This window comes from Leifsonia sp. Root1293 (genome assembly GCF_001425325.1).
Classification (GTDB): Bacteria; Actinomycetota; Actinomycetes; order Actinomycetales; family Microbacteriaceae; genus Orlajensenia.
In genome coordinates this window covers 624,620-645,957 of the sequence record NZ_LMEH01000002.1, presented here as the reverse complement: position 1 = coordinate 645,957, position 21,338 = coordinate 624,620, and the positions used below count along the sequence as shown (strand labels likewise).

24 protein-coding genes and 1 tRNA gene are annotated in these 21,338 nt (G+C 69.2%); 16 read left to right on the top strand and 9 right to left on the bottom strand.

All coding sequences use genetic code 11. From position 1 onward, the window contains the following. Nucleotides 1-34 precede the first annotated feature (34 nt). The 3 genes from nusG to ASC59_RS14875 all read right to left on the bottom strand — a co-directional run bounded on the left by nusG (nt 35) and on the right by ASC59_RS14875 (nt 1,481). Nucleotides 35-1,012, bottom strand: coding sequence for a transcription termination/antitermination protein NusG (gene nusG, locus ASC59_RS14885; RefSeq protein ID WP_055824573.1), 978 nt, complete (start codon nt 1,010-1,012; stop codon nt 35-37). An 80-nt stretch (nt 1,013-1,092) separates the two neighbouring features. Next, nucleotides 1,093-1,365, bottom strand: a complete 273-nt coding sequence (secE, locus tag ASC59_RS14880; RefSeq protein WP_055824572.1) for a preprotein translocase subunit SecE — start codon at nt 1,363-1,365, stop codon at nt 1,093-1,095. Between the two features lie 43 nt (nt 1,366-1,408). Next, a tRNA-Trp gene (locus ASC59_RS14875) sits at nt 1,409-1,481 on the bottom strand. 164 nt (nt 1,482-1,645) lie between these two features. Here ASC59_RS14875 and ASC59_RS14870 point away from each other — a divergent pair. The 5 genes from ASC59_RS14870 (at nt 1,646) to ASC59_RS14850 (ending at nt 5,414) form a co-directional block, all read left to right on the top strand. Continuing rightward, nucleotides 1,646-2,080 (top strand): YbaB/EbfC family nucleoid-associated protein, encoded by a 435-nt coding sequence (locus tag ASC59_RS14870; RefSeq protein WP_055824570.1) that lies wholly within the window; start codon nt 1,646-1,648, stop codon nt 2,078-2,080. Next, nucleotides 2,077-2,403, top strand: coding sequence for a hypothetical protein (locus ASC59_RS14865; RefSeq protein WP_055824568.1), 327 nt, complete (start codon nt 2,077-2,079; stop codon nt 2,401-2,403). Before ASC59_RS14870 ends, ASC59_RS14865 begins: the two co-directional genes overlap by 4 nt. Next, nucleotides 2,403-3,782, top strand: a complete 1,380-nt coding sequence (locus ASC59_RS14860; RefSeq protein ID WP_055824567.1) for a hypothetical protein — start codon at nt 2,403-2,405, stop codon at nt 3,780-3,782. The genes ASC59_RS14865 and ASC59_RS14860 overlap by 1 nt, the downstream gene beginning before the upstream one ends. Beyond that, nucleotides 3,779-4,042 (top strand): hypothetical protein, encoded by a 264-nt coding sequence (locus tag ASC59_RS14855; protein WP_055824565.1) that lies wholly within the window; start codon nt 3,779-3,781, stop codon nt 4,040-4,042. The genes ASC59_RS14860 and ASC59_RS14855 overlap by 4 nt, the downstream gene beginning before the upstream one ends. Before the next feature lie 172 nt (nt 4,043-4,214). Further along, nucleotides 4,215-5,414, top strand: coding sequence for a pyridoxal phosphate-dependent aminotransferase (locus tag ASC59_RS14850; protein ID WP_055824563.1), 1,200 nt, complete (start codon nt 4,215-4,217; stop codon nt 5,412-5,414). A gap of 166 nt (nt 5,415-5,580) precedes the next feature. On the opposite strand, the gene ASC59_RS14845 is transcribed toward ASC59_RS14850, so the two are convergent. Beyond that, nucleotides 5,581-6,267, bottom strand: coding sequence for a TetR/AcrR family transcriptional regulator (locus tag ASC59_RS14845; RefSeq protein WP_055824561.1), 687 nt, complete (start codon nt 6,265-6,267; stop codon nt 5,581-5,583). Nucleotides 6,268-6,356: 89 nt separating this feature from the next. Between ASC59_RS14845 and ASC59_RS14840 the strand changes: the two genes are divergently transcribed. Further along, a complete protein-coding gene (locus ASC59_RS14840) occupies nt 6,357-7,079 on the top strand; it encodes a DUF4386 family protein (RefSeq protein ID WP_055824559.1) in 723 nt (240 codons plus the stop codon). A gap of 79 nt (nt 7,080-7,158) precedes the next feature. Here the strand turns inward: ASC59_RS14840 and ASC59_RS14835 are convergent, their stop codons facing one another. Beyond that, nucleotides 7,159-8,061, bottom strand: coding sequence for a LysR family transcriptional regulator ArgP (locus ASC59_RS14835; RefSeq protein ID WP_055824557.1), 903 nt, complete (start codon nt 8,059-8,061; stop codon nt 7,159-7,161). A gap of 72 nt (nt 8,062-8,133) precedes the next feature. Here ASC59_RS14835 and ASC59_RS14830 point away from each other — a divergent pair, with 72 nt between their 5' ends. The 8 genes from ASC59_RS14830 to ASC59_RS14795 all read left to right on the top strand — a co-directional run bounded on the left by ASC59_RS14830 (nt 8,134) and on the right by ASC59_RS14795 (nt 14,695). Next, nucleotides 8,134-8,895, top strand: coding sequence for a LysE/ArgO family amino acid transporter (locus tag ASC59_RS14830; RefSeq protein WP_055824556.1), 762 nt, complete (start codon nt 8,134-8,136; stop codon nt 8,893-8,895). 114 nt (nt 8,896-9,009) lie between these two features. Further along, nucleotides 9,010-9,357, top strand: coding sequence for a YciI family protein (locus tag ASC59_RS14825; protein WP_055824554.1), 348 nt, complete (start codon nt 9,010-9,012; stop codon nt 9,355-9,357). Between the two features lie 5 nt (nt 9,358-9,362). Beyond that, entirely contained in the window at nt 9,363-9,710 is a 348-nt protein-coding gene (locus tag ASC59_RS14820) for a YciI family protein (RefSeq protein ID WP_055824552.1), read from the top strand. After that, nucleotides 9,707-10,996 (top strand): RNA polymerase sigma factor, encoded by a 1,290-nt coding sequence (locus tag ASC59_RS14815; RefSeq protein ID WP_235492748.1) that lies wholly within the window; start codon nt 9,707-9,709, stop codon nt 10,994-10,996. The genes ASC59_RS14820 and ASC59_RS14815 overlap by 4 nt, the downstream gene beginning before the upstream one ends. Nucleotides 10,997-11,135: 139 nt before the next feature. Next, a complete protein-coding gene (locus ASC59_RS14810; RefSeq protein ID WP_055824550.1) occupies nt 11,136-12,011 on the top strand; it encodes an ABC transporter ATP-binding protein in 876 nt (291 codons plus the stop codon). Then, the gene (locus ASC59_RS14805) at nt 12,008-12,817 is read left to right on the top strand and encodes an ABC transporter permease (protein WP_055824547.1); all 810 of its coding nucleotides are present in this window, start codon (nt 12,008-12,010) and stop codon (nt 12,815-12,817) included. The genes ASC59_RS14810 and ASC59_RS14805 overlap by 4 nt, the downstream gene beginning before the upstream one ends. A 44-nt stretch (nt 12,818-12,861) precedes the next feature. Next, the gene (locus ASC59_RS14800; RefSeq protein WP_055824546.1) at nt 12,862-14,040 is read left to right on the top strand and encodes a sensor histidine kinase; all 1,179 of its coding nucleotides are present in this window, start codon (nt 12,862-12,864) and stop codon (nt 14,038-14,040) included. Continuing rightward, nucleotides 14,021-14,695 (top strand): response regulator, encoded by a 675-nt coding sequence (locus tag ASC59_RS14795; RefSeq protein ID WP_055825697.1) that lies wholly within the window; start codon nt 14,021-14,023, stop codon nt 14,693-14,695. Before ASC59_RS14800 ends, ASC59_RS14795 begins: the two co-directional genes overlap by 20 nt. A 97-nt stretch (nt 14,696-14,792) precedes the next feature. On the opposite strand, the gene ASC59_RS14790 is transcribed toward ASC59_RS14795, so the two are convergent. Genes ASC59_RS14790 through ASC59_RS14780 form a run of 3 tightly spaced genes read right to left on the bottom strand, consistent with a single transcriptional unit; the run spans nt 14,793 to nt 17,125 of the window. Beyond that, complete coding sequence (locus ASC59_RS14790) at nt 14,793-15,179, bottom strand: DUF1304 domain-containing protein (protein ID WP_055824544.1); 387 nt, start codon at nt 15,177-15,179, stop codon at nt 14,793-14,795. 43 nt (nt 15,180-15,222) lie between these two features. After that, the gene (locus ASC59_RS14785) at nt 15,223-15,888 is read right to left on the bottom strand and encodes a LuxR C-terminal-related transcriptional regulator (RefSeq protein ID WP_055824541.1); all 666 of its coding nucleotides are present in this window, start codon (nt 15,886-15,888) and stop codon (nt 15,223-15,225) included. Continuing rightward, nucleotides 15,881-17,125, bottom strand: coding sequence for an ATP-binding protein (locus tag ASC59_RS14780; protein WP_082513718.1), 1,245 nt, complete (start codon nt 17,123-17,125; stop codon nt 15,881-15,883). The genes ASC59_RS14785 and ASC59_RS14780 overlap by 8 nt, the downstream gene beginning before the upstream one ends. A 114-nt stretch (nt 17,126-17,239) precedes the next feature. On the opposite strand from ASC59_RS14780, the gene ASC59_RS14775 reads away from it, so the two are divergent. Then, nucleotides 17,240-19,144, top strand: coding sequence for a PspC domain-containing protein (locus ASC59_RS14775; protein ID WP_055824539.1), 1,905 nt, complete (start codon nt 17,240-17,242; stop codon nt 19,142-19,144). 86 nt (nt 19,145-19,230) lie between these two features. Further along, nucleotides 19,231-19,575, top strand: coding sequence for a hypothetical protein (locus ASC59_RS14770; RefSeq protein WP_055824537.1), 345 nt, complete (start codon nt 19,231-19,233; stop codon nt 19,573-19,575). Nucleotides 19,576-19,755: 180 nt separating this feature from the next. Here ASC59_RS14770 and ASC59_RS14765 read toward each other — a convergent pair whose 3' ends face one another. After that, the gene (locus ASC59_RS14765; RefSeq protein ID WP_082513717.1) at nt 19,756-21,327 is read right to left on the bottom strand and encodes an APC family permease; all 1,572 of its coding nucleotides are present in this window, start codon (nt 21,325-21,327) and stop codon (nt 19,756-19,758) included. Nucleotides 21,328-21,338: the final 11 nt, after the last annotated feature.

Genomic DNA, 21,338 nt, shown 5'->3' with positions numbered 1-21,338 from the left:
CTTCGATTCTATCGAGGTCGCCCTGCGAAATTGCCTAGAGCTTGGTGACCTGGTCGAAGCTGAGCTCGACCGGGGTCTCGCGCTCGAACAGGGAGACGAGCACGGTGAGCTTGCCGCTCTCGGGCTTGATCTCGCTGATCGAACCGGGCAGGCCCGCGAACGAGCCTTCCTTGATCGTGATGGTCTCGCCGATCTCGAAGTCGACCTCGGCCGCGATGACACGGGCCTGGGTGGCGCCGCCGCGAGACGAACCGCCCTTGGCCGCGGGGGCCTCGACGATCTGCACGAGGCTCTTCAGCATGCCGAATGCCTCTTCGAAGCGGAGCGGGGTCGGGTTGTGCGAGTTGCCGACGAAGCCGGTGACGCCCGGCGTGTGGCGAACGACCGACCAGCTGTCCTCGTTGAGGTCCATGCGGACGAGCACGTATCCGGGGATGCGCACGCGGGTGACCATCTTGCGCTGGCCGTTCTTGATCTCGACGACGTCTTCCATCGGAACCTCGACCTGGAAGACGTAGTCCTCCATGGCCATCGACTGGCGACGGTTCTCGATGTTCTGCTTCACGCGGCGCTCGAAGCCGGCGTAGGAGTGGATGACGTACCACTTGCCGGGCTGGAAGCGCAGTTCCTGGCGGAACTCCTCGTAGGGGTCGACCTCGGTGGGCTCGGCGTCGGCCGCGGCCTCGGCCGCGTCCTCCTCTGCGAACACCTCGGCGGCGTCCTCGGTCGCCTCGAAGGCGGCCTCGGCCTCGTCGATGGAGTCGATCTCGAGGGCGTCGTCGACGACGGCGTCAGCCTCGGGGTCGTTGCTGTCCGCGATGGCGTCGAGCGCGGCATCCAGGTCGATCTCGACACTGTCGGCGTCGCCCTCGATGTGGATCGCCGAGTGCTCGGCGGCCTCTACGGAGTCCTCGTCGTGCGCGAGGGTGTTGCCCTCCTGCGCCTCGTCATCCTCGGACGACTGCTCTGCAGCCGTTGCCCAGTCGACGTCGTCGTGCTCAGTCTTAGCCACTTGCTCTCAATCCTTCGTTGTGTGCGTACATCCGTGCGATGTCTGCCCGTGCGGCTCGGGAGGCCGCGGTGTCGAACTCGTTACTGAGGGGTGCCGAACACGTAGGCGACCACGAGGGCGAACACCCAGTCCAGCCCGGAGACGAGCGCCATCATGATGACCACGAAGACCAGCACGACACCCGTGTAGCTGAACAGTTCCTTGCGGGTCGGGGTGACGACCTTCTTCAGTTCCCCGATGACCTGGCGAATGAAGAGCGCCATACGGGCGAACGGACCGCGCTTGGCGTCGCGGTCGCGCTTGGCGTTCGCGACGACATCTTCGCTCGGCTCGTCGATAACTTTTCGGGCCACCTCAGTTACACCTTTCGTGGGCCGGTACGTCAGCACCGACTTGCAGGGCGGACAGGACTTGAACCTGCAACCTGCGGTTTTGGAGACCGCTGCTCTACCAATTGAGCCACCGCCCTATGGCATCCGTCGGATGCCGTGGATCGCGAGCCCTGCTCGAATCCCGGTCACCCGAAAATGGGCGCAGAGAATCTTGCTGAATTCACAACACGTACGAGTGTACGCGACGGGACGGAGAGAGTAAAACCGCCGCCGAAGCCACGCTCGTGGTTATCATCGCTGAATGACGTTCATCGATCCTGACGACGCCACTGGGGGCACTGTCTGGGGGGATCCCGACGCGGCCATCGCGCGGGTCAACGCCCAGATCGCCGAAGCGGCGGAACGAGCCGAACGAGCCGAAGGCGTGCGCCGCGACATCGATGCCCTTCGGGTACGAGCGACGTCCCCGGGCGGCGAGGTGAGCGTCGAGGTCGACGCCACCGGCCGGCTCACCGACATCGAGTTCGACTCCGGCACCCGGTCCCTCCGGCCTGATGCGCTCGCGCAGGCCGTGCTCAAGGCAGCGGCATCCGCCCAGCGTCAGGCCGGCGAAGCGGCAGTCGCTCTCGCCGCCGATGCGTTCGGCGACGACTCCGAGGTGACGGCACACCTCAGGGCAGAGGTCGAGGACCGGATGCCGCCGGTCACCGACGACACGACACTGGGGTACCGATGAGCGATCGCATCTCCATCGACTTCGATCGCATCCAACAGCACGCCACTCGGGTCGGCACGGTCGCCTCCGACGTGAGGAACGCGAAGGACGCGGCCGGCTCCATGAACCTGGGCGGCGGGGCTTTCGGACTCATGTGCAGCTTCCTCGTCGCGCCGGCGAGCATGATCACGGGGGTCGCGAGCACCATGATCGGAACCGCCGGCGCCCTCGTCGAACGCAGTGCCCGTGAGATCCGCGGCGTGGGATCCGACTTCACGGCTCTCGAAAGCCACATCACCGAGGAACTCGCTCCCCTCCTGGCCGCCGTCGACCAGGTGCGTTGATGGCCGCCATTTCGCTCGTAGCCGGCCCCGTCGACATGTCGACGCCGTTCTCGGGGACGTTCCTCCTCGAAGACGGCGAAGCGCTCGTCCAGGCCATCCAGTCCGGCGACTGGGTCTCCGGAGGTCTCGCCGCGTTCTCCGCCATCGCCGACACCGTCGCCGCCGTCATGGACCCGTTCGGCTCCCTCATCGCTGCGGGCCTCGGCTGGATCATGGAGCACCTGGAGCCGCTCAAGGGCTGGCTGAACGATCTCACCGGCGATGCAGGCGAAGTCGCAGGATTCGCCGCGACCTGGGCCAACATCGGCGCTTCCCTTGCCGCATCCGGCGACAACCTCGTGAGCGTCCTCGGCGACCTCGACGCCTCGGAGGGCGACGCGATCGACGCATACAGGCGATTCCAGCAGGAGACCGCCGAGCACCTCCGCGCCGCCGGCAGCTGGGCCGAGGCCATCGGGGTCGGCATGAACATCGCCGCCACGATCGTCAAGATCGTGCACGACCTGACCCGCGACGCCATCGCGCAGATCGTCGGATCCGTGGTGAGCTACGCGGCCACCCTCGTTCTCACCCTCGGTGCGGCGACCCCGCTGATCATCTCGCAGGCGACCAGCCGCGTCTCCTCCCTCGCCGCCCGCATCGGCAAGACCGTCACCCGGCTGCTCGAATCCGCGAAGCAGCTCACGAAGCTCATCGACCAGCTCGCCACCCTCTTCAAGCGCTTCGACGCAGCCGCCGGGCGGATGCTGCCCGGCGGCCGCACGCCGAACGCTCCCGGATCACGTACCCCCGAGCTTCCCGGTGGTCGCTCCCCGGACGGGCCCGACGCACCGGGATCACCCGGCCACGAGCCCGACGGGCCGGTCGCGCCACGCGGAGACGACCCGCCCATCCCCGACGACCTGCGAGACGAGATCATCTCGATGGACAAGGGCACACGCCCCGACCCCGAGACCTACCTCCCTCCCGAGTACATCCGGCAGCACCTCGATCAGTTCGAGGACGGAGGGACCCGGTTCATGACGCAGTCGAACCTCGACAAGTACGGCATCGCCCAGCGCGACGGCACGGCATTCGTCATGCCGAAGAGCGAGGTCGACGAACTCGTGCGCCAGACCAATGGGAATCCGCGGGCGATGGAGCAGGCGCTCGGCCTGCCGGAGGGTTTCTTCGACAACGGTGCTGTTCGCGTGGACATTCCGCCGACACCCGGCGACGGACTGCGGATGCCGTCTGGGAACGAGGCAGGGGCGAACCCGCAGTGGGTTCCCGGCGGCAAGCTTCCCGGCGGCTTCTCCGAGGCCGTGATCGACGCCGGCGACCTCGGCCCCGGCGACTACAGCACTTCCACTATCGGCGGACCGAAGGATGCCAGATGAAGCCCAACGATGAGTACGTCTCCCGCGCCGACCACTTCTCCCTGGGCGTCGACGCTGATTCCGGGCGCCCCTACGTCTCCTTCCCCGTGAGCAATGGCGTGGTCGACTACGAGGAGTACTACGAGCTGACCGACGACCAGTACGCGCGATTCCTCGCCGCGCCGGTCTCGGCCCTGCCGTTCGTCGAGGAGTGCCGGCGGCACGAGCACGACGAGCTCCTGTTGCAGAAGCCGGGGTGGAACCGTGGAACCCCGGTGTGACGCCGTGACCGACGGCGCGGGAGCGAGTGACGGGTTCCAGAGATCGATCGCGCTCGGGCCGACCCACGATGGTCATGCCCCGCACGCTCTGTCCTGCCGACGGGGCCATACGCAGACCTTCTGATCGGCGGCATCCGGCGCCAGGGCCGAGGCCCGTGGCTAGGATTGGACCGTGGCCGAACTGCGTCGAATCTCCTCGAAAATCTCCGCGATCGCCGAATCGGCGACCCTCAAAGTGGATGCGAAGGCGAAGGCCCTCCAGGCCGCCGGGCGTCCGGTGATCAGCTACGCGGCGGGCGAGCCCGACTTCGCCACGCCTGCGCACATCGTCGAGGCGGCCCTCGCCGCCGTGCACGACCCCAAGAACTACCGCTACACGCCGGCCGCCGGGCTTCCCGAGCTGCGTGAGGCCGTGGCCGCGAAGACCCTGCGCGACTCGGGGCTGGAGGTGTCGCCGAGCCAGGTCATCGTGACCAACGGCGGCAAGCAGGCGGTGTACCAGGCGTTCCAGACGCTGCTCGACCCGGGCGACGAGGTGCTCGTTCCCACGCCGTACTGGACCACGTACCCCGAGGCCATCAAGCTCGCCGACGGCGTGCAGGTCGACGTCTTCGCCGGCAGCGAGCAGGGATACCTCGTGACGGTCGACCAGCTCGAGGCTGCGCGCACCGATCGCACCAAGGCCCTGCTCTTCGTGTCGCCATCCAACCCCACCGGTGCGGTCTACTCCCCCGAGCAGACGAAGGCGATCGGTGAGTGGGCAGAGGCCAACGGCCTCTGGGTGATCACCGACGAGATCTACCAGAACCTGGTCTACGACGGCGTGAAGGCGGTGTCGATCGTCGAGGCGGTTCCGGCTCTCGCCGACCGCACCATCCTCGTGAACGGCGTCGCCAAGACCTATGCCATGACCGGATGGCGAGTGGGATGGATGGTCGGCCCGGCCGACGCCATCAAGGGAGCCGCCAACCTCCAGTCGCACCTCTCGAGCAACGTGTCGAACATCTCGCAGCGCGCGGCGATCGCGGCCCTCACCGGCCCGCAGGACACGGTCGAGGTCATGCGCCAGGCCTTCGATCGCCGGCGCAAGACGATCGTCGCCGAGCTCAACAAGATCCCCGGCATGCACACGCCGACCCCCGAGGGCGCCTTCTACGTCTACCCCGACGTGAGCGGTCTGCTCGGCCGCGAGTGGGACGGCGTCACGCCGACGACCTCGCTCGAGCTCGCCGACCTCATCCTCGAGAAGGCCGAAGTGGCCGTCGTTCCCGGAGAGGCCTTCGGTCCGAGCGGATTCCTCCGGCTCAGCTACGCCCTGGGAGACGAGCCGTTACTCGAGGGCGTTCAGCGCCTGCAGCGCCTGTTCGCGTAAGGGCGGCTGCGCACTCCCGCCGCCGGCTCGCCAGTTGTGGTCGCCCGGCCGGCGCCCGCTCGCCAGTTGTGGCCGCCCGACCGGCGCCCGCTCGCTAGTTGTGGTCGCCCGGCGCTCCGGCACACGACCACAACTGGCGAGCGGATGGCCGACGCCGACCCAGTGCTCAGGAACGGGTCGCGAATCCCTCGAGGCCGTCCAGAAGCCGGTCGAGGCCCCAGATGAACTGCTCGGTCCCGATGTAGCGCGCCATGACGTCGGCGCTGGCGGCGGACAGCGGGAAATGCTCAGCGGGCACGGCGTCGAAGCCGCGACGCCTGATCGCGATGCGCTCCTTCTCCGGAGGAACCGCAGCAGTCTGGTCGACCTCCGCCGCCTCGAGGGCGATCGCGCCGAGAACGTAGACGATGATCGCGTACGAGGCACGAGCCGCCTCGTCCGGTGAGAGTCCCGCTGCGGCGAGCAGGCCGAGCATCGCCTCGCCGAGGGCGAGGGAGTTCGGTCCGTCGATCGGCGAGCTCATCAGCAGCGCCGCGGAGCCCGGATGAGCCAGCAGGACGGCACGGATGTCGAGAGCTACCGCGCGGAGACGCTCGCGCCAAGGCAGCTCAGCGGATCGGAGCACCGCCGTGTCGTTCTCGCCGATGAGCCGATCGACCACGGCCCGCAACAGGGCCGCCTTGTCGGGGAAGTACGTGTACACGGCGTTCGGCGCCACCCCCATGCGTGCAGCGATGCGACGGATCGAGACGGCATCCGCTCCACCCTCGTCGAGCAGGTTCAGTGCGGTCGTCACCACCTGAGCGTCGGTGAATGCGCGCTCGGGGCCGGGCCGTCGCTTCTCGTCCACCACGAAGATCTCCTCTTGACAGGATCACTGTACACCGTGCAGGCTTAGCCCATTCACATCACTGGACGCCGTACAGAAATCAGGAAGCGCTCATGAAGAAGATCACCATCGCCGGCCTGCTGCTCATCAGCAGCGCCGTTGTCGTTAACACGGCGTTCGCGCTGCTGGGCACGACATTCGACTACCCCGAGATCCTGCAGCGACCTGCCGCAGAGGTGCTCGCACGGTTCGGCGCGAATCCTGTCGTCATCGGTGCCGGCTTCGCGGTGCTCGCGGCCGGCGCCGCCATGATGGCCCCGATCGCCGTGCGCATCTCCCGTCAGCTCCCATCGGGTCGCGTCGGTACCGTCGCGGCGGTCGTCGGAGTCGCAGCGGCCATCGTCCAGGTCATCGGACTCCTCCGGTGGCCGCTGGTCGTGCCGTTCCTCGCGACGGCGATGGATGGCGCCTCAATCGCCCGTCAAACCGACATCACCGCATGGTTCATCAGCCTCAACGCCGTCCTTGGCCAGGGCATCGGCGAAACCCTCGGCTACCTCTTCACCGCGGCCTGGACAGTGCTCGTCGCCATCGCCCTGCGCCAGTCGAGGGCGATCGGCCTGCTGCTCGCCCTGCTCGGCTTCGCATCAGCCGCGCTCATCCTGACGGGCGATCTCATCCCGTTCGGAATGCCCGGCGCGGATGCGGCCAACTTCATCGGCTACGTGCTCTGGAGCGTGTGGCTCGTCCTGCTGGGCATCACGTTCATCAGGCGCGGCATCCGCAGTGCGTCCGCCGCTCCCGGCACGCAGCCGACGCCGACTCTCGCCTCCTAGCGGCACCGAATGCAGGATGAGACGCGACATGAACGCGTATCGCGGACATGTCGCGTCTCATCCTGCATTCGCGAAGGCGTCAGGGCCGCAGCGCGCCCCGCGCGGCATCCGCCACGGCATCCGCCACGCTCGAGAGCAGTTCCGAGCGCAGGTTCCACTGCTGCCAGTAGAGCGGCACGTCGATTGCGCGGTGCGGGTGCAGCCGCACCAGCTCGCCGGCCGCAAGCGCGTCGGCGCACTGCGCCTCGGGCAGCATCCCCCACCCCATCCCGAGCAGCACCGCTCGCGCGAAGTCGGCGGATGCCGGCACGTAGTGCAGCGGCGGATCAGTGAGCACGCCGTACTCGCGCAGCGCCAGCGCCTGCAGGTCGTCGCGACGGTCGAAGTAGACGCTCGGGGCCAGCGCGTAGGCAGCGGCATCCGGATGCCCGGAGCGGCCGGGGCGGCTGGGCAGCCAGCGGTCGCGGAACGCCGGTGAGGCGACGGCCAGGTAGCGCATGGCCCCGAGCCGGCTCGAGGTGCAGCCGGCGACCGGCGCCTCCCGCGAGGTGACGGCGGCCATCACTGCGCCGGTCTCGAGGAGCTCGGCCGTGTAGTCCTGATCCTCCCGGTGAAGGTCGAAGACGACCGGAAGGGATGCCGCCACCTCGGCGAGCGGCGGCAGGATCCAGGTGGCCAGGCTGTCGGCGTTCACGGCCAGCGGCATGCGGGTCACCTGCTTCTCGTCCAGTCCGACGGCGGCGAGCGCGTCGTGCTCGAGCAGCACGGTCTGGCGAGCCAGTCGCACGACGGCGGAACCGGCGTCCGTGGTCCTCACCGGCTTGGAACGCACGAGCAGCACGCGGCCGAGACGCTGCTCGAGCGCCTTGACGCGCTGGCTCACCGCGGATGGTGTGAGTCGCAGTTCGCGCGCAGCCGCCTCCAGAGTGCCGGCGTCGACGACGGCGAGCAGTGTCCGAGCCAGGTCGAGAGGGATCTCCATGTGAAGCAACGCTAATGCAGATGCAGAATATTGAGCTGGATTGATGGAAAGGCGGCCCGTAGCCTCGAGGTCATGATCCCTCTCGTGCCCCTGCTCGCCGGTCTCGGCGTCGGCTTCTCGCTCATCATCGCCATCGGCGCGCAGAACCTCTACGTACTGCGGCAGGGCATGCGCCGGGAGCACGTGCTCATCGTCATCGCCATCTGCGCGCTCTCCGACGCGCTGCTCATCGCGGTGGGCGTCAGCGGCATCGGCGCCGCCCTGCAACACGTGCCGTGGCTGGTGATCGTGGTGCGCTGGGCGGGAGCCGCATTCCTCGTGACGTACGGCGTGCTCGCGGCCCGCCGGGCCTGGAGCGGCGAGGGCGGCCTCGTCGACGCGTCCGAAAGTCCGGCACCGGTGGACGGCACGACGGATGCCGCCACCGATGACACGACGGATGCAGCGACGGATGCAGCGGGCACGGGCGCAGGCACGACCGCCCTCCCGGCACCGAGCGGCGTCAAAACGGCGACGCGGGCGCCCAGCGCACCTCGCGTCTCCGCATCCGTCACAGCCGTCGTCACGACGACCATCGCCCTCACCTGGCTGAACCCGCACGTCTACCTCGACACGCTGTTCCTGCTCGGGTCGGTGGCCAACAGCTACACCGACGAGCGCTGGTGGTTCGCGGCCGGCGCGATGGCCGCGAGCGTCATCTGGTTCTCGGCGCTCGGCATCGGTGCGCGCCATCTCGGGCGGGTCCTGCGGTCGCCGCGTGCCTGGCGCATCCTCGACGGCGTGATCGCAGCCGTGATGATCGTGCTCGGTGTGATGCTCGTGCTGCCGTTCTGAACACCCCGGGAAGTTTTCTCGGGAGCTGTCGATTCGGTCATTCCCCTGTTCGTCGTACTGACGTAGCGTGACGAGAGGTCGCGCGATGAAGACGACGAGATCAGGAGACACCAGATGCGATACATGTTGTTCGTGGCCACGGACCCGGAGGCCGAGCCGTATGACGCTGGGAAGGACGACATCAAGGACTGGGTGAAGGACGTCTACGGACGCGGCATCGGCGTGCTGGGCGACCGTCTGCGGGAACCTCAGGACGCCCGCGTCGTGCGCGTGCGCGGTGATGAGCTGCTCGTCACCGATGGGCCGTTCACCGAGTCGAAGGAGTGGATCGCCGGATTCGACATCCTCGAGTGCGGCTCGCTCGATGAGGCCGTCGAGATCGCGTCGCGGCATCCGATGGCCAGGTTCGGACGCATCGAGGTGCGCGAATTCTGGACGCTGGGCCTCGAGTCGGAGGCCTGATCCCCATGCAGTACGTGATGTTCGTGGTGGTGGATCCCGATGGCGAGCCCTATGTGGCCGCCGAGGACGACTACGCCGACTGGGACGCCGACCTCGAGCGGCGTGGGGTCATGCTCGACAAGCGGCGGCTGCGTCCGGCCGACGAGGCAACCACCCTGCGGGTGCGCCGCAATGAGCTGATCGTCACCGACGGGCCGTTCACCGAGGCGAAGGAGTGGATCGCCGGGTTCGCCGTGCTGGACTGCGCCGATCTCGACGAGGCAATCGGCATCGCGCGCACGCACGCCATGGCTCGCTTCGGCCGCATCGAACTGCGGCCGCTGGCACAGGCGAACGGGGATCCGCAGGCGTGACGACGGCCGAACAGGATGCCGTGGCCTCGACCGGTGCCGTCGCAGCGGCCATCTCGGAGACCCACGCGGCGGAGTGGTCGCGCATCGTGGCCAGCCTGATCCGCGTGACCCGGGACTGGTCGCTGGCCGAGGACGCCGCCCAGGACGCGTTCGCCAAGGCCATCGAGCGCTGGCCGGTGGAGGGGGTTCCCCGCAATCCCGGCGCCTGGATCACGACGGTGGCGCGCAACGGCGCGCTCGACCGCATCCGTCGCTCGGCGAACGAGGCACTGAAGATGAGGGAGGTGGCCATGATGGACGAGATCGGCCGCTCCGACGACTCCGGCACCGACATCGACGACGACCGCCTGCGCCTCATCTTCACCTGCTGCCACCCGGCACTCGCCATCGAGGCTCGGGTGGCGCTCACCCTCCGCACCGTCGCCGGGCTCACGACCCCCGAGATCGCGCGAGCGTTCCTCGTGCCGGAGGCCACCATGGCGCAGCGCCTGGTTCGGGCCAAGCGGAAGATCCAGAACGCGGGCATCCCCTATCGCGTGCCACCGGCCGAGCTCCTCGAGGAGAGACTCGCCGGCGTGCTCGCGGTGCTCTACCTCGTGTTCAACGCCGGATACACGCTGACGGATGACGCCGCCCACGACGAGGCGCTCTCGGCCGAGGCGATTCGCGTGGGCAGCCTGCTCACCGAACTGCTGCCCCGGTCCGCCTCGGCGCACGGGCTGCTCGCCCTCATGCTGCTGCAGCATGCGCGGCGGGCCGGACGAAGTGATGGAGCCGGCGAGCTGGTGTCGCTCGAGGAGCAGGATCGGACGCGATGGGATGCGCTGGCGATCCGGCGGGGCCTGAACGCTCTTGAGGCCTCGTATCGTCTGGAGCCCGTGCCCGATCGCTACCAGGCGCTGGCCAGCATCGCCGCCTGCCACGCGACGGCGGCAACGGCCGACGCCACCGACTACGCGCGCATCGCGGCGCTCTACGCCGGCCTGGCCGCGGCCGATGCCTCTCCCGTCGTCGCCTTGAATGCCGCCATCGCCCGCGGCATGGCCGACGGGCCGGAGGCCGGACTGGCGGCTGTCGATCGCGTCGCGGCATCCGGAGCCCTCGACGGCTACTACCTGGTGCCCGCCGCCCAGGCCGACTTCCTGCGCAGGCTCGGGCGAACGGATGCCGCAGGCGAGCGCTACGACGCTGCCATCGCTCTCGCGCCGGCCGGCCCCGAGCGGCGCTACCTGCAGCGTCGGCGCGCGGCGCTCGGGCTCCCGAGTCGCCCGACTACGTCGCCATGACGACCTCCGAGGGCGCGCATGGCGACGTATTCGGGCGACTCGAGTGTCACGAGGGTCACGAGGGTCCATCGACCGGTGGATGCCGCCGCTCACCCGATCGGTTCTGCCGACAGCTGGCGCACGCTGCCAGTCTGGGAGCATGACCGATCCTGAAGCCGTTGTGAGCGTGCGCGACCTGCGCAAGAAGTACGGACAGCACGACGCCGTCGACGGCGTGAGCTTCGACATCCACCGCGGTGAGACCTTCGCGCTCCTCGGCCCCAACGGCGCCGGAAAGTCCACGACGATCGAGATCCTCGAGGGTTACCGCGACCGCAGCTCGGGCGAGGTGAGCGTGCTCGGAGTCGACCCCGGCAAGGGCGGACTGGCGTGGAAGGCTCGGCTCGGCATCGTGCTGCAGTCGGGCGGCGAGTCCGGCGTGATGACGGTCTCGGAGCAGATGCGCCATTTCGCGGGGCTGTACCCGAACCCGCGCGACGTCGACGAGGTCATCGCCGCCGTCGGGCTGCAGGAGAAGGCGAAGACCCGCATCACCAGGCTCTCCGGCGGCCAACGGCGCCGCGTCGACGTGGCGCTCGGCATCATCGGCCGACCAGAACTCCTGTTCCTCGACGAGCCGACCACGGGATTCGACCCCGAGGCGCGGCGCGATTTCTGGACTCTCGTCCGCCTGCTGAAGTCGGAGGGCACCACCATCCTGCTCACCACGCACTACCTGGACGAGGCGGCGCAGCTCAGCGACCGCGTCGGAGTGATCGCCGGCGGCAAGCTCATCGACATCGGCCGCCTCGACGAGATCGGCGGTGACGACGCCCGCATCCCCCGCGTTCGCTGGCGTGACCGCGACGGAGTGCGCGAACGCCGTACGACGGAGCCTGGCGCTCTCGTCGGCGCCCTGTGCAGCGAGTTCGGCTCCGAACCACCAGAGCTCGAGGTCATCCGGCCCAGCCTGGAGGACATCTACCTGCGCCTCGTCGCCGAATCTCAGGCCGAGACGGCGGAGGTGCTGGCATGAGCATCGTCACCCTCGGCGCATCGCGGGTGCGCTACGAGACCATCGGCTACTTCCGCTCCCCCGACGCGGTGTTCTTCACCTTCCTGTTCCCGCTGATCATGCTCGGCATCTTCACCACGGCGTTCAGCTCGTCCGGGGATGTGAGCGCCGGGCCCGGAACCACGAGCATCAGCGTCGGCGCCTACTACCTCCCCGGAATGATCGCGGCCGGCATCCTGCTGTCCGGAGTGCAGAACCTCGCCGTCGACATCGCCGGCGAGAAGGGCGACGGCACGCTCAAGCGACTCGGCGGAACCCCGCTCTCCCCCGTGAGCTACTTCCTGGGCAAGATCGGTCAGGTGTTCGTGACGGGCACCATGCAGGCGGGCCTGCTGCTGCTCGTCGCCGGGACGGTGTTCGGGATCGCCCTGCCGACCGATCCGTCGTCGTGGGCCACCTTCGCCTGGGTGTTCGTCCTCGGCATCATCACCTCGGCGTTCCTCGGCATCGCCCTCTCGGCCCTGCCCCGTTCCGGCCGCAGCGCCACGGCTGTCGTCATCCCGATCGTGCTGATCCTGCAGTTCATCTCGGGCGTTTACCTGCAGTTCTACCTGCTGCCCGAATGGATGCAGAACATCGCCAGCATCTTCCCCCTCAAGTGGATGGCTCAGGGCATGCGATCGGTGTTCCTGCCCGAGGACTTCCAGGCGCTGGAGGTCGGCGGGTCGTGGGACCTCGGCGCCGTCGCCATCGCCTTGCTGGTCTGGCTCGTCATCGGCCTCGTGCTCAGCCGCATCACGTTCCGATGGATCCGCAAGGATGCCTGACGCCGATCCGGGAGCGAGCGGTCTGCGGCTGACAGAGTAGAGCCGTGCAGAATCGACGCTGGTGGGACCTCGCCGCTGTTGCGGTCGCCCTCGTGGTCGCCGGAGTCTCCGTCATCGCGTCATCGCCGGATCCGGCCGACTGGGCGGCGGCCGCGGCATTCCTCGTCGTCTACTTCGCGTACGGGCGCTGGCGCATCATGGCGCCGCCGAGCCCTCACGACGCCGTCGCCGTTCTGCTCTTCGCGGTGATCCTCGCCGTCGGAGTCGCTCTGGAGCCGTCGTTCGCCATCCTGCAGACCTTCCTCTATCCCTACGTCTGGTCGATCGCGACGAACACGCGCAGCGCCGTGTTCGCGAACCTGCTCATCGGCTCGGCCGTCGTCGTGGGCTACACCGCCCGCTACGGCATGGGCGGCCTCGCGAACGGGATCGCGATCGCGGCGCTGTCGGTCGTGTTCTCGCTCGCCCTCGGTCTGTGGATCACCCGCATCGCCGCCTACGGCGAGGAGCGTGCGCAGCTGCTCGCCGAGTTGCAGGCCGCCCAGGGCGAGCTGGCCGCCTTGTCGAGGGAGTCCGGCGTGGCCAGCGAACGCGAGCGCCTGGCCCGGGAGATCCATGACACCATCGCGCAGACCCTGACCGGGCTGGTCATGGTGGCACAGCGCGCCCGAGGCGAGGTCGGGGCGCTCGAGGGATCGGAACGCGCCGCGGAGAGCATCGACATGATCGAGGCGCTGGCCCGGGAGTCGCTCACCGAGGCCCGCTCGCTCGTGGCGTCGATGGCTGCCGTGCCGTCGGGTTCGACGCTGGCCGAGGCGATCGACCGGCTGACGACGCACTTCCAGCGGGAGACCGGGGTGATCGTCGCCAGCTCCGTCGACGCGACGGGACTCGACCGGGAGCGCGAAGTGGTGCTGCTCCGCTGCACGCAGGAGGGCCTGGCCAATGTTCGGAAGCATGCGCGGGCGGTGACGGCTTCCGTTCGGGTCGAACGCGTCGACGATGCGGTCGTCCTGACCATCAGCGACGACGGCTCGGGACTCGCCGGAGACGCTGATGACGGTGCCGGAGGCTTCGGCCTGGCCGGCATGCGCGAGCGGGTCGGCCTGGTCGGCGGGAGCCTCTCCGTCGGTGAGACGCCCGGTGGTGGTGCGACCATCACCGTCATGCTGCCGGTACCGTCGAAGGCGGAGGGTGATGCTGATGCCGACACCGCACGCTGAGCCCGTGATCAGGGTCGTGGTCGCCGACGACCATCCCATCGTGCGGAGCGGCATCGTCGGGCTGCTCGCCACCGCCGCCGACATCGAGGTCGTGGGAGAGGCGTCAGACGGCGACGAGGCCCAGCGGATGGCCGCCGAACTGCAGCCGGACCTCGTGCTGATGGACCTGCGCATGCCCGGGGTCGGCGGGGTTGAGGCGACGGCCCGCATCCTGGCCGCGGGCACCGTATCCGGAGCCTCGACGCGAGTGCTCGTGCTCACGACCTACGAGACCGACGACGACATCATCGGCGCGATCGAGGCCGGGGCCAGCGGCTACCTGTTGAAGGCCGCTCCCCAGGCCGAGATCATCGAGGGAGTCCGTGCCGTCGCCCGCGGCCAGACCGTGCTCGCACCCAACATCGCCGCGATGCTCGTGCAGCGGGTGCGCGAGGGCACGCCGGATGCCGATGCGCCGAGCACACCGCGACTCTCAGCGCGCGAACTGCAGGTGCTCCGGCTGGTCGCCGCCGGGCACAGCAACCCGCAGATCGCCGCAGCCCTCTTCATCGGCGAGGCCACGGTGAAGACCCACCTTCTGCACGTCTTCGAGAAGCTGGCCGTGAACGACCGCACCCGCGCCGTGACGCGGGCGATGGAGCTGGGCCTGCTCTAGGGCCGGTTCCGCCCGTCTACGCGGGGAAGCAGGCCGGATCAGGCGGTCGGGTTCAGAACAGGCCCGTCGGGCCTGTTCCGGGCCATCGGGCCTGTTCTCAGAGAGCCAGCGCGATGAGCAGGAGCACCAGACCGAGCAGCGGGGCCGTCGCCTGGATCATCGCGGCACGGGCCTTGGTGCGGTCCGAGAGGATGAGCACCAGCGCGGCGGCCACCATCGAGCCGGCGCCGGCGAAGGCGAGCGCCGCACCGATCTCGATCGAGCCGGCTGCGAGGAAGACGATGCCGATCGCGAGCACGATCGCCAGGAACAGGTTGTAGAAGCCCTGGTTGAAGGCGAGACCCTTCGTGATCTCGGCGGTCTCCGCCGTGGTGCCGAAGGTCTTGCGTGTCGACGGCTCGGTCCAGCGCACCGACTCCAGCACGAAGATGTAGACGTGGAGCAGGGCGGCGATGGCGAGCAGGACCAGACTGGCGATGAGCATGGTTTCACCCTATGGCCGCGATGGATGCGGCAGCTACGCCCGGCTAGAGCAGCTTGCGCGCCGTCGCCCAGGCCGTGAGCTCGTGGCGCGACGACAGCTGGAGCTTCCGCAGCACGCTCGAGACGTGCGTCTCCACGGTCTTCGTCGAGATGAACAGCGTCGCCGCCACCTCCTTGTAGGCGTAGCCGCGGGCGATGAGGCGCATCACCTCCTGCTCACGGGCCGACAGCCTGTCGAGTTCCTCGTCCGTCGACGCGATCTCGCCGCCTGCGGCCCCGAAGGCGTCGAGCACGAATCCCGCGAGCCTGGGCGAGAAGACGGCGTCGCCGCCGGCGACTGCGTGCACGGCGCGGCTGACGTCGGATCCCGAACTGCCCTTGGTGATGTAGCCGCGGGCACCAGCGCGGATGACCCCCACGACGTCCTCGGCCGAGTCCGAGACGCTGAGCGCCAGGAAGCGCGTGCCCGGCACGAGCGCGGCCGTGCGCCGGATGACCTCGGCGCCGCCCGATGAGGTGGCATCCGTTCCTCCCGGAAGATGCACGTCGAGGAGCACGACGGTCGGCGCCGCCGCCGTGATCACCGCGATGGCGGAGTCGACGTCGTCGGCCTCGCCGACCACGAGCACCGAGTCGTCGAGGTCGGCCCGCAGCCCGGAGCGGAAGATGGAGTGGTCGTCGACGACGACCACGGTGATCTGGTCAGCCACGCTGCGCCTCCCCTGTCTCGAACCGCAGGTGCACCTCGGTGCCCACGCCTCCTGCGCCAGGGCCGACCGTGCCGCGGCCGCCGGCTCGCCGCATCCGGCCGATGATCGACTCGCGAACCCCCAGGCGATCCGAGGCGACGGATGCCACGTCGAAGCCGGGTCCTCGATCGCGCACGAACACGTCGACGGCGGTCGCAGCGCCCTCGATGTAGACCGAGACGTCTCCGCCGGCGTGCCTGGCCGCGTTGAGCATGGCCTCGCGCGCGGCAGCGGCGAGCTCGCCGCTGGCACGCTCGGTCGACGACCCGACGGCGACGACCTCGATGCGCACCGGATAGTCGAGTTCGAGCGCGGAGGCGAAGTCGCGCAGGTCGGTGGCGAGATCGCTGTCTGCGGGAGAGTCCCCCTCGAACAGCCAGCTGCGCAGCTCGCGTTCCTGCGCGCGGGCGAGGCGGCCGGCCTCGCTCGACGCTCCGGCACGGTTCTGGATGAGGGCGAGGGTCTGCAGCACGGAGTCGTGAAGGTGTGCCGCGATCTCGCTGCGCTGCTCGTCCCGGATGCGGGCGACTCTCTCCGTGGCGAGATCGTTCCAGAGCGTCACGAGCGACGGCGCGTAGAGCAGACCGATGCCGACGACGACGAATAATGCGGCGAGGAACACGATCGTCGGGCTCTGGCCGTAGTTCGGCCCGCTCAGCAGCACCACGGCGAGCACCGCGAGAGCGCCCGTGGCCACGAGCCGCACCGCCAGTTCGGTGCGACGCCCGCGCGCGGGGTCGCGCCGGTCGATGAAGCCGGCCCAGGCCGCAGCGGCCACGGCGAGGAGGACCGTGACGACGACCGTCGGGATCCAGGGGATCGGGTCGCCGACCGCGAGGTCGTAGGAGGTGCGTGCCTGGCCGATCGCCGTGGCCGCACCGCCGATGGCGAGGGCGACGAGGATCCAGGCGACAGGGGCTCTCCGTGTGACCCGAGGGGCGGCATCCGTCGGCTCAGCCCAGGGAGTCAGCGCCCAGAGCCAGATGTAGAGCAGCACTCCAGCGCCGAACAGGCCCGTGACGACGAAGATGATGCGCACCACGAGCGGAGGCCATCGCAGATGCGTCGCGAGGCCGCCGGCGACCCCGGCGACGTAGCAGTCGCGGTCGCGCACGAGCGCTGGCACAGGGCCGGCGCCGCGGGGAGCGCTCGGCCGCGCGTTCTGCGCGTCGAGACGGCGAGCGGATGCTGTTGACACCCCTGAATCCAATCACGCGATCCTCGACCCCGGGAGGGCGGCGCTGAGAAGTCAGGGTGCGGTCAGGGTCGTACCTGATAGCGAGCCGAGTGCCCGGAGCGGCACCATCGAGTCATGGCAGTGAAACAGACCCCATCAGAAGAATCGTTCGGCTCCGAGTCCGAGGCACCGGACACGCACAGCGGCACGACGGATGCGGCGTCGACTGCCATCATCCCCGCGGATGCTGCGGCACCGACGGGAACCACGGCCGGCGGATCGTCGGGGGGCGAGTCCGCCGGCCGCATCCAGGACGAGGGCGCAGACGAACGCAGCGGTGGGGACACCGCTGGGGACGGCGCAGGCGACGGCGACGCTGGATCTGGCGACGCTGGATTTGGCGCCGGCAGCGGAGGGACAGCCGGCGGAAGCGGCAACGGCACCGGCACCGGAGGCACATCAGGCGCACCCGCCTCCGGGCCGGCTCCGCTCGTTCCGGACACCGGGTTCTTCGGCTGGATGCGCTCGCTCGGCGTCCCGCGCCTGCCGGGGTGGCTCGGCGGCGTCGCGGCCGGTGTGAGCGCCCGCCTCGGCATCGACCCTGTCATCGTGCGCGGTCTCCTGGTCGTGTGCGCCCTCTTCGGCGTTCCCGTCTTCCTCCTCTACGGCCTCGCGTGGCTTCTCCTGCCCGACACCACGGGCCGCATCCACCTCGAGCAGATGCTGCGCGGAGTCTTCGACAAGGCGCTCGTGGGCATCGCTATCCTCGTGCTGCTCGGCCTCTCGCCCTTCGCCATCGGCGGCGACCCGTTCTACGGCGACGCCTGGAACGACATCCAGTACGGCAGCTTCTGGACGTCGAGCCCCTGGGTCTACGGCATCCGGTTCCTCTGGACCATCGCACTCATCGGCGCCATCACCGGCCTGATCGTCTGGCTGGTGCGTCGCAACCGCGTCTCGGGACCGCGGTCGGCCTCCACGAGCCCTGAGGCCGCTTTCGCCCAGTACGAGGCGGAGGCGGCAGCCGGAACAGCTCCGGCCGCATACGGCGCCCCGGCCACCGCAGCATACGGTGGAACGACTCCGCCCGCGTACGGCGCGACGCAGGCTCCTGCGGCACCGGATGCCGCAGGAGACGGCGCGGAGCCCGTGGCCCCGACGCAGCCAGCGGGCACCGACCCCGGCACCGACGAGTACGAGGCGTGGAAGGCGCAGCATGCTGCCTGGCGCGTCGACCACGAGGCGTGGCGGCAGTCGCAAGCCGATGCCAACCGTGCCGCGCGAGCCCAGCTCGTCGCCGAGAACAAGGCCCGCGCCGCCGCCTTCACGGCCCGGGCCGACGAGGCCAGACGCCTGCGCAAGCTCACGAGGCCGCGCACCAGCTTCGCCTACATCGTCGCGACCCTCGGCGCCGGCCTGGTGGCGGGCTCCATCGCCGCGCTCGTCGCCCTCGGCGGGGCGAACGGTTCCTACGCCGTCACCATCGGACTCGCCGTCGCCGCGCTCGTGTCGGCGATCTCCATGATCATCGCCGGCGTGCTCCGTCGACGCAGCGGCTTCCTCGCCTTCGTGACGATCGCGGCCCTGGTACTGGCAGTCGGGTCGGCAGCCGTACCCCGCACGGACCAGCTGCTGCTCGGCGACAGCGGCATCAGCCTCGACGGATCGACGAGCTACCTCATGCCGGCAGGCACGGCCTTCATCACGGCCGCGGCGAGCACGGCGAAGCTCCCGGGCACGCAGAAGGTCGACATCACCATGGGCGCCGGCAACGTCTACCTCGACGTCTACGACGGAGCCACCGTGAAGATCGACGCCGAACTCGCCTCGGGCTACTCCTCCGTCTGGACCGTCGACGCCGATGGCGAATACACGAACGGCAAAGAGCTCAGCCGGGTGAACGATGCGGACGGCGACATGCATCTCGTCGGCGTGGTCGGCGAGGATCCCGGAATCGGCAACGCGCCAGACGCTGCCATCACCCTGCGCGGCCTGACCGGCGGCATCCAGGTCACCATCCACGAAGAAGACCGACCGTGAGCGACGAGCAGAGCGCCCAGAGCCGCCATCACCGTTCACAACCCGGCCGGTTGAATCCGGGCCACCGATCACGAGGGACACAGACCATGAGCACAGACTCCAACCCGACGACGCCCTACGATCTCGGCGTCGACGGCATCGGCACGACGGACCTCGGTGCGACGGGGCACGACGCGACGGCGACGGATGCCGCCCCAGCCGGGCCTGTCATCCGGTGGGCCGCGATCGTCTGGGGACTCGCCTTCGCTGCGCTCGCGACCGTGCTGCTGGTGATCGTCACCGACATCGGGCGCCGCCAGGACTTCTCGTCGTGGCTCGAGACCCTCACCCCGGGCACGTTCGCGCTCTACGCCGTGCTGGCGCTCGGTGCGCTGCTGCTCGTGGCCGGTCTCGCCGGCATCCTGCGGCGCGCTACGCGATCGCGGGCCTGACCGCCACTACGACGCCTCCTCCGCTCGCCACCTGTGGCCGCTCTCCGCGCCCCGGCTCGCCACTTATGGTCGGTCGATTCCCGCGGAGGCGGCCACAGGTGGCGAGCGGATGCGTGGGTGAGGGCGAGCGGATGCGTGGGTGAGGGCGAGCGGATGCGGGGTGAGGGCGCGGCGGCCGCGCTACTCCGGGATCTCGGCGTCGGCCGCCGTCAGCGTCTCACCGCGGAAGAAGGCCGGGCGCTTGCGCCACTGCCAGAGCATGACGACCACACCGCCCAGCAGCACCACCATGCCGAGCACGAAGACCAGGCCGAGGCCGCCGACCGACGAGCCGCTGCCGTAGTCGGGATCCATGCTGTCGATGAGCGTCGTGAAGAACAGCACGGCGAGGATGACACCGCCGATCAGCGGGAACAGCAGGGTGAAGAACACGTTCCGCACCGAGCGGAACCACTGGGCTCGGAAGTACCACACGCAGGCGAACGCCGTGATGCCGTAGTAGAAGCAGATCATCATGCCGAGAGCCGTGATCGTGTCCCACAGCACGTTCTCGCTGAGGAACCGCATGACCGTGTAGAACACGGATGCGACCACGGCGGAGACGATGGTGGCGTAGCCCGGCGTGAAGAACCGCGGGCTCACCTGCGCGAACTTCTCCGGAAGCGCCCCGTAGTGGCCCATGGCCAGCAGGGTGCGCGCCGGCGACACGAAGGTCGACTGCAGGCTCGATGCGGAACTGGTGAGCACCGCCAGGGAGACCAGCACCGCGAGCGGCCCGAGGATGGGACCGGCGAGGTGGAAGAAGACGTTGTCCTGGATGTCGGGGTTGCCCAGGCCGAACTCCCCGTCGCCGACTCCGGCGAAGGCGATGAGCGAGACGGCGATGAGGAGGTAGAGGATCACGATCGTGACGACGGTGATGGTGGCTGCCTGTCCCGGCGTCTTGGAGGAGCCCTTGGTCTCCTCGTTCATCGTGAGCGTGACGTCCCAGCCCCAGAAGATGAAGATCGAGAGCGAGAGTCCGGCCGCGAAGGCGCTGAAGGAGTCGACGGCGAACGGGTTGAACCACGACAACTCGATGGCCGTGGCGTCGAAGGCGTTGCCGTTCGCCACCTCGACCAGCGCCGCGACCGAGAACAGCACGAGCACCAGCACCTGGAAGCCCACCAGCCAGTACTGCAGCTTCTGCGTGGTCTGCATGTCGCGATAGGAGATGAAGGTCGCGCCCAGCATGAACAGCAGGCAGGTCACGACGTTGACGAACGGGTTCATCGCGATCTCGGCCAGGTCGGGATTGCCGGCGATCTGGGAGATGAGCAGGAACAGGAAGTCGACGGCGATGCCGGCGAGGTTCGACAGCACGAGGATCGTCGCAGCGATGAGGCCCCACCCCGCCATCCAGCCCACCCAGGGTCCGAAGGCCCGCGTCGCCCAGGTGAACGAGGTGCCGGAGTCCGGCATCCGTCGATTCAACTCGCGATAGCCGAAGGCCACGAGCAGCATCGGGATGAATCCGACGAGGATGATGGCGGGTACCTGAACCCCCACCTCGGAGACCGTCGGACCGAGCGCGGCGGTGAGAGTGTAGGCCGGGGCGATGCAGGAGATGCCGATGACGATGGCGCCGATGAGCCCCACCGACCCCGCACTCAGGCCCTTGCCCTTCTTCGCGGTGTCGCTGCCGGCCGCTGTGCCGGGGATGGCGGCGCTGGCTGCCGTGAGCGGTGCCTGCGGGTCTGAGGGGTGCGTCATTGCTGCCTCTT

Coding starts and splice junctions, on each gene's coding strand:
- ASC59_RS14825 (WP_055824554.1), top strand. CDS start 9,010: ATGCGATACATGTTGTTCGTGGCCACGGACCCGGAGGCCGAGCCGTAT.
- ASC59_RS14830 (WP_055824556.1), top strand. CDS start 8,134: ATGATCCCTCTCGTGCCCCTGCTCGCCGGTCTCGGCGTCGGCTTCTCG.
- ASC59_RS14860 (WP_055824567.1), top strand. CDS start 2,403: ATGGCCGCCATTTCGCTCGTAGCCGGCCCCGTCGACATGTCGACGCCG.
- ASC59_RS14765 (WP_082513717.1), bottom strand. CDS start 21,327: ATGACGCACCCCTCAGACCCGCAGGCACCGCTCACGGCAGCCAGCGCC.
- ASC59_RS14835 (WP_055824557.1), bottom strand. CDS start 8,061: ATGGAGATCCCTCTCGACCTGGCTCGGACACTGCTCGCCGTCGTCGAC.
- ASC59_RS14790 (WP_055824544.1), bottom strand. CDS start 15,179: ATGCTCATCGCCAGTCTGGTCCTGCTCGCCATCGCCGCCCTGCTCCAC.
- ASC59_RS14805 (WP_055824547.1), top strand. CDS start 12,008: ATGAGCATCGTCACCCTCGGCGCATCGCGGGTGCGCTACGAGACCATC.
- ASC59_RS14820 (WP_055824552.1), top strand. CDS start 9,363: ATGCAGTACGTGATGTTCGTGGTGGTGGATCCCGATGGCGAGCCCTAT.
- ASC59_RS14810 (WP_055824550.1), top strand. CDS start 11,136: ATGACCGATCCTGAAGCCGTTGTGAGCGTGCGCGACCTGCGCAAGAAG.
- ASC59_RS14865 (WP_055824568.1), top strand. CDS start 2,077: ATGAGCGATCGCATCTCCATCGACTTCGATCGCATCCAACAGCACGCC.
- ASC59_RS14770 (WP_055824537.1), top strand. CDS start 19,231: ATGAGCACAGACTCCAACCCGACGACGCCCTACGATCTCGGCGTCGAC.
- ASC59_RS14775 (WP_055824539.1), top strand. CDS start 17,240: ATGGCAGTGAAACAGACCCCATCAGAAGAATCGTTCGGCTCCGAGTCC.
- ASC59_RS14855 (WP_055824565.1), top strand. CDS start 3,779: ATGAAGCCCAACGATGAGTACGTCTCCCGCGCCGACCACTTCTCCCTG.
- ASC59_RS14840 (WP_055824559.1), top strand. CDS start 6,357: ATGAAGAAGATCACCATCGCCGGCCTGCTGCTCATCAGCAGCGCCGTT.
- ASC59_RS14795 (WP_055825697.1), top strand. CDS start 14,021: ATGCCGACACCGCACGCTGAGCCCGTGATCAGGGTCGTGGTCGCCGAC.
- ASC59_RS14870 (WP_055824570.1), top strand. CDS start 1,646: ATGACGTTCATCGATCCTGACGACGCCACTGGGGGCACTGTCTGGGGG.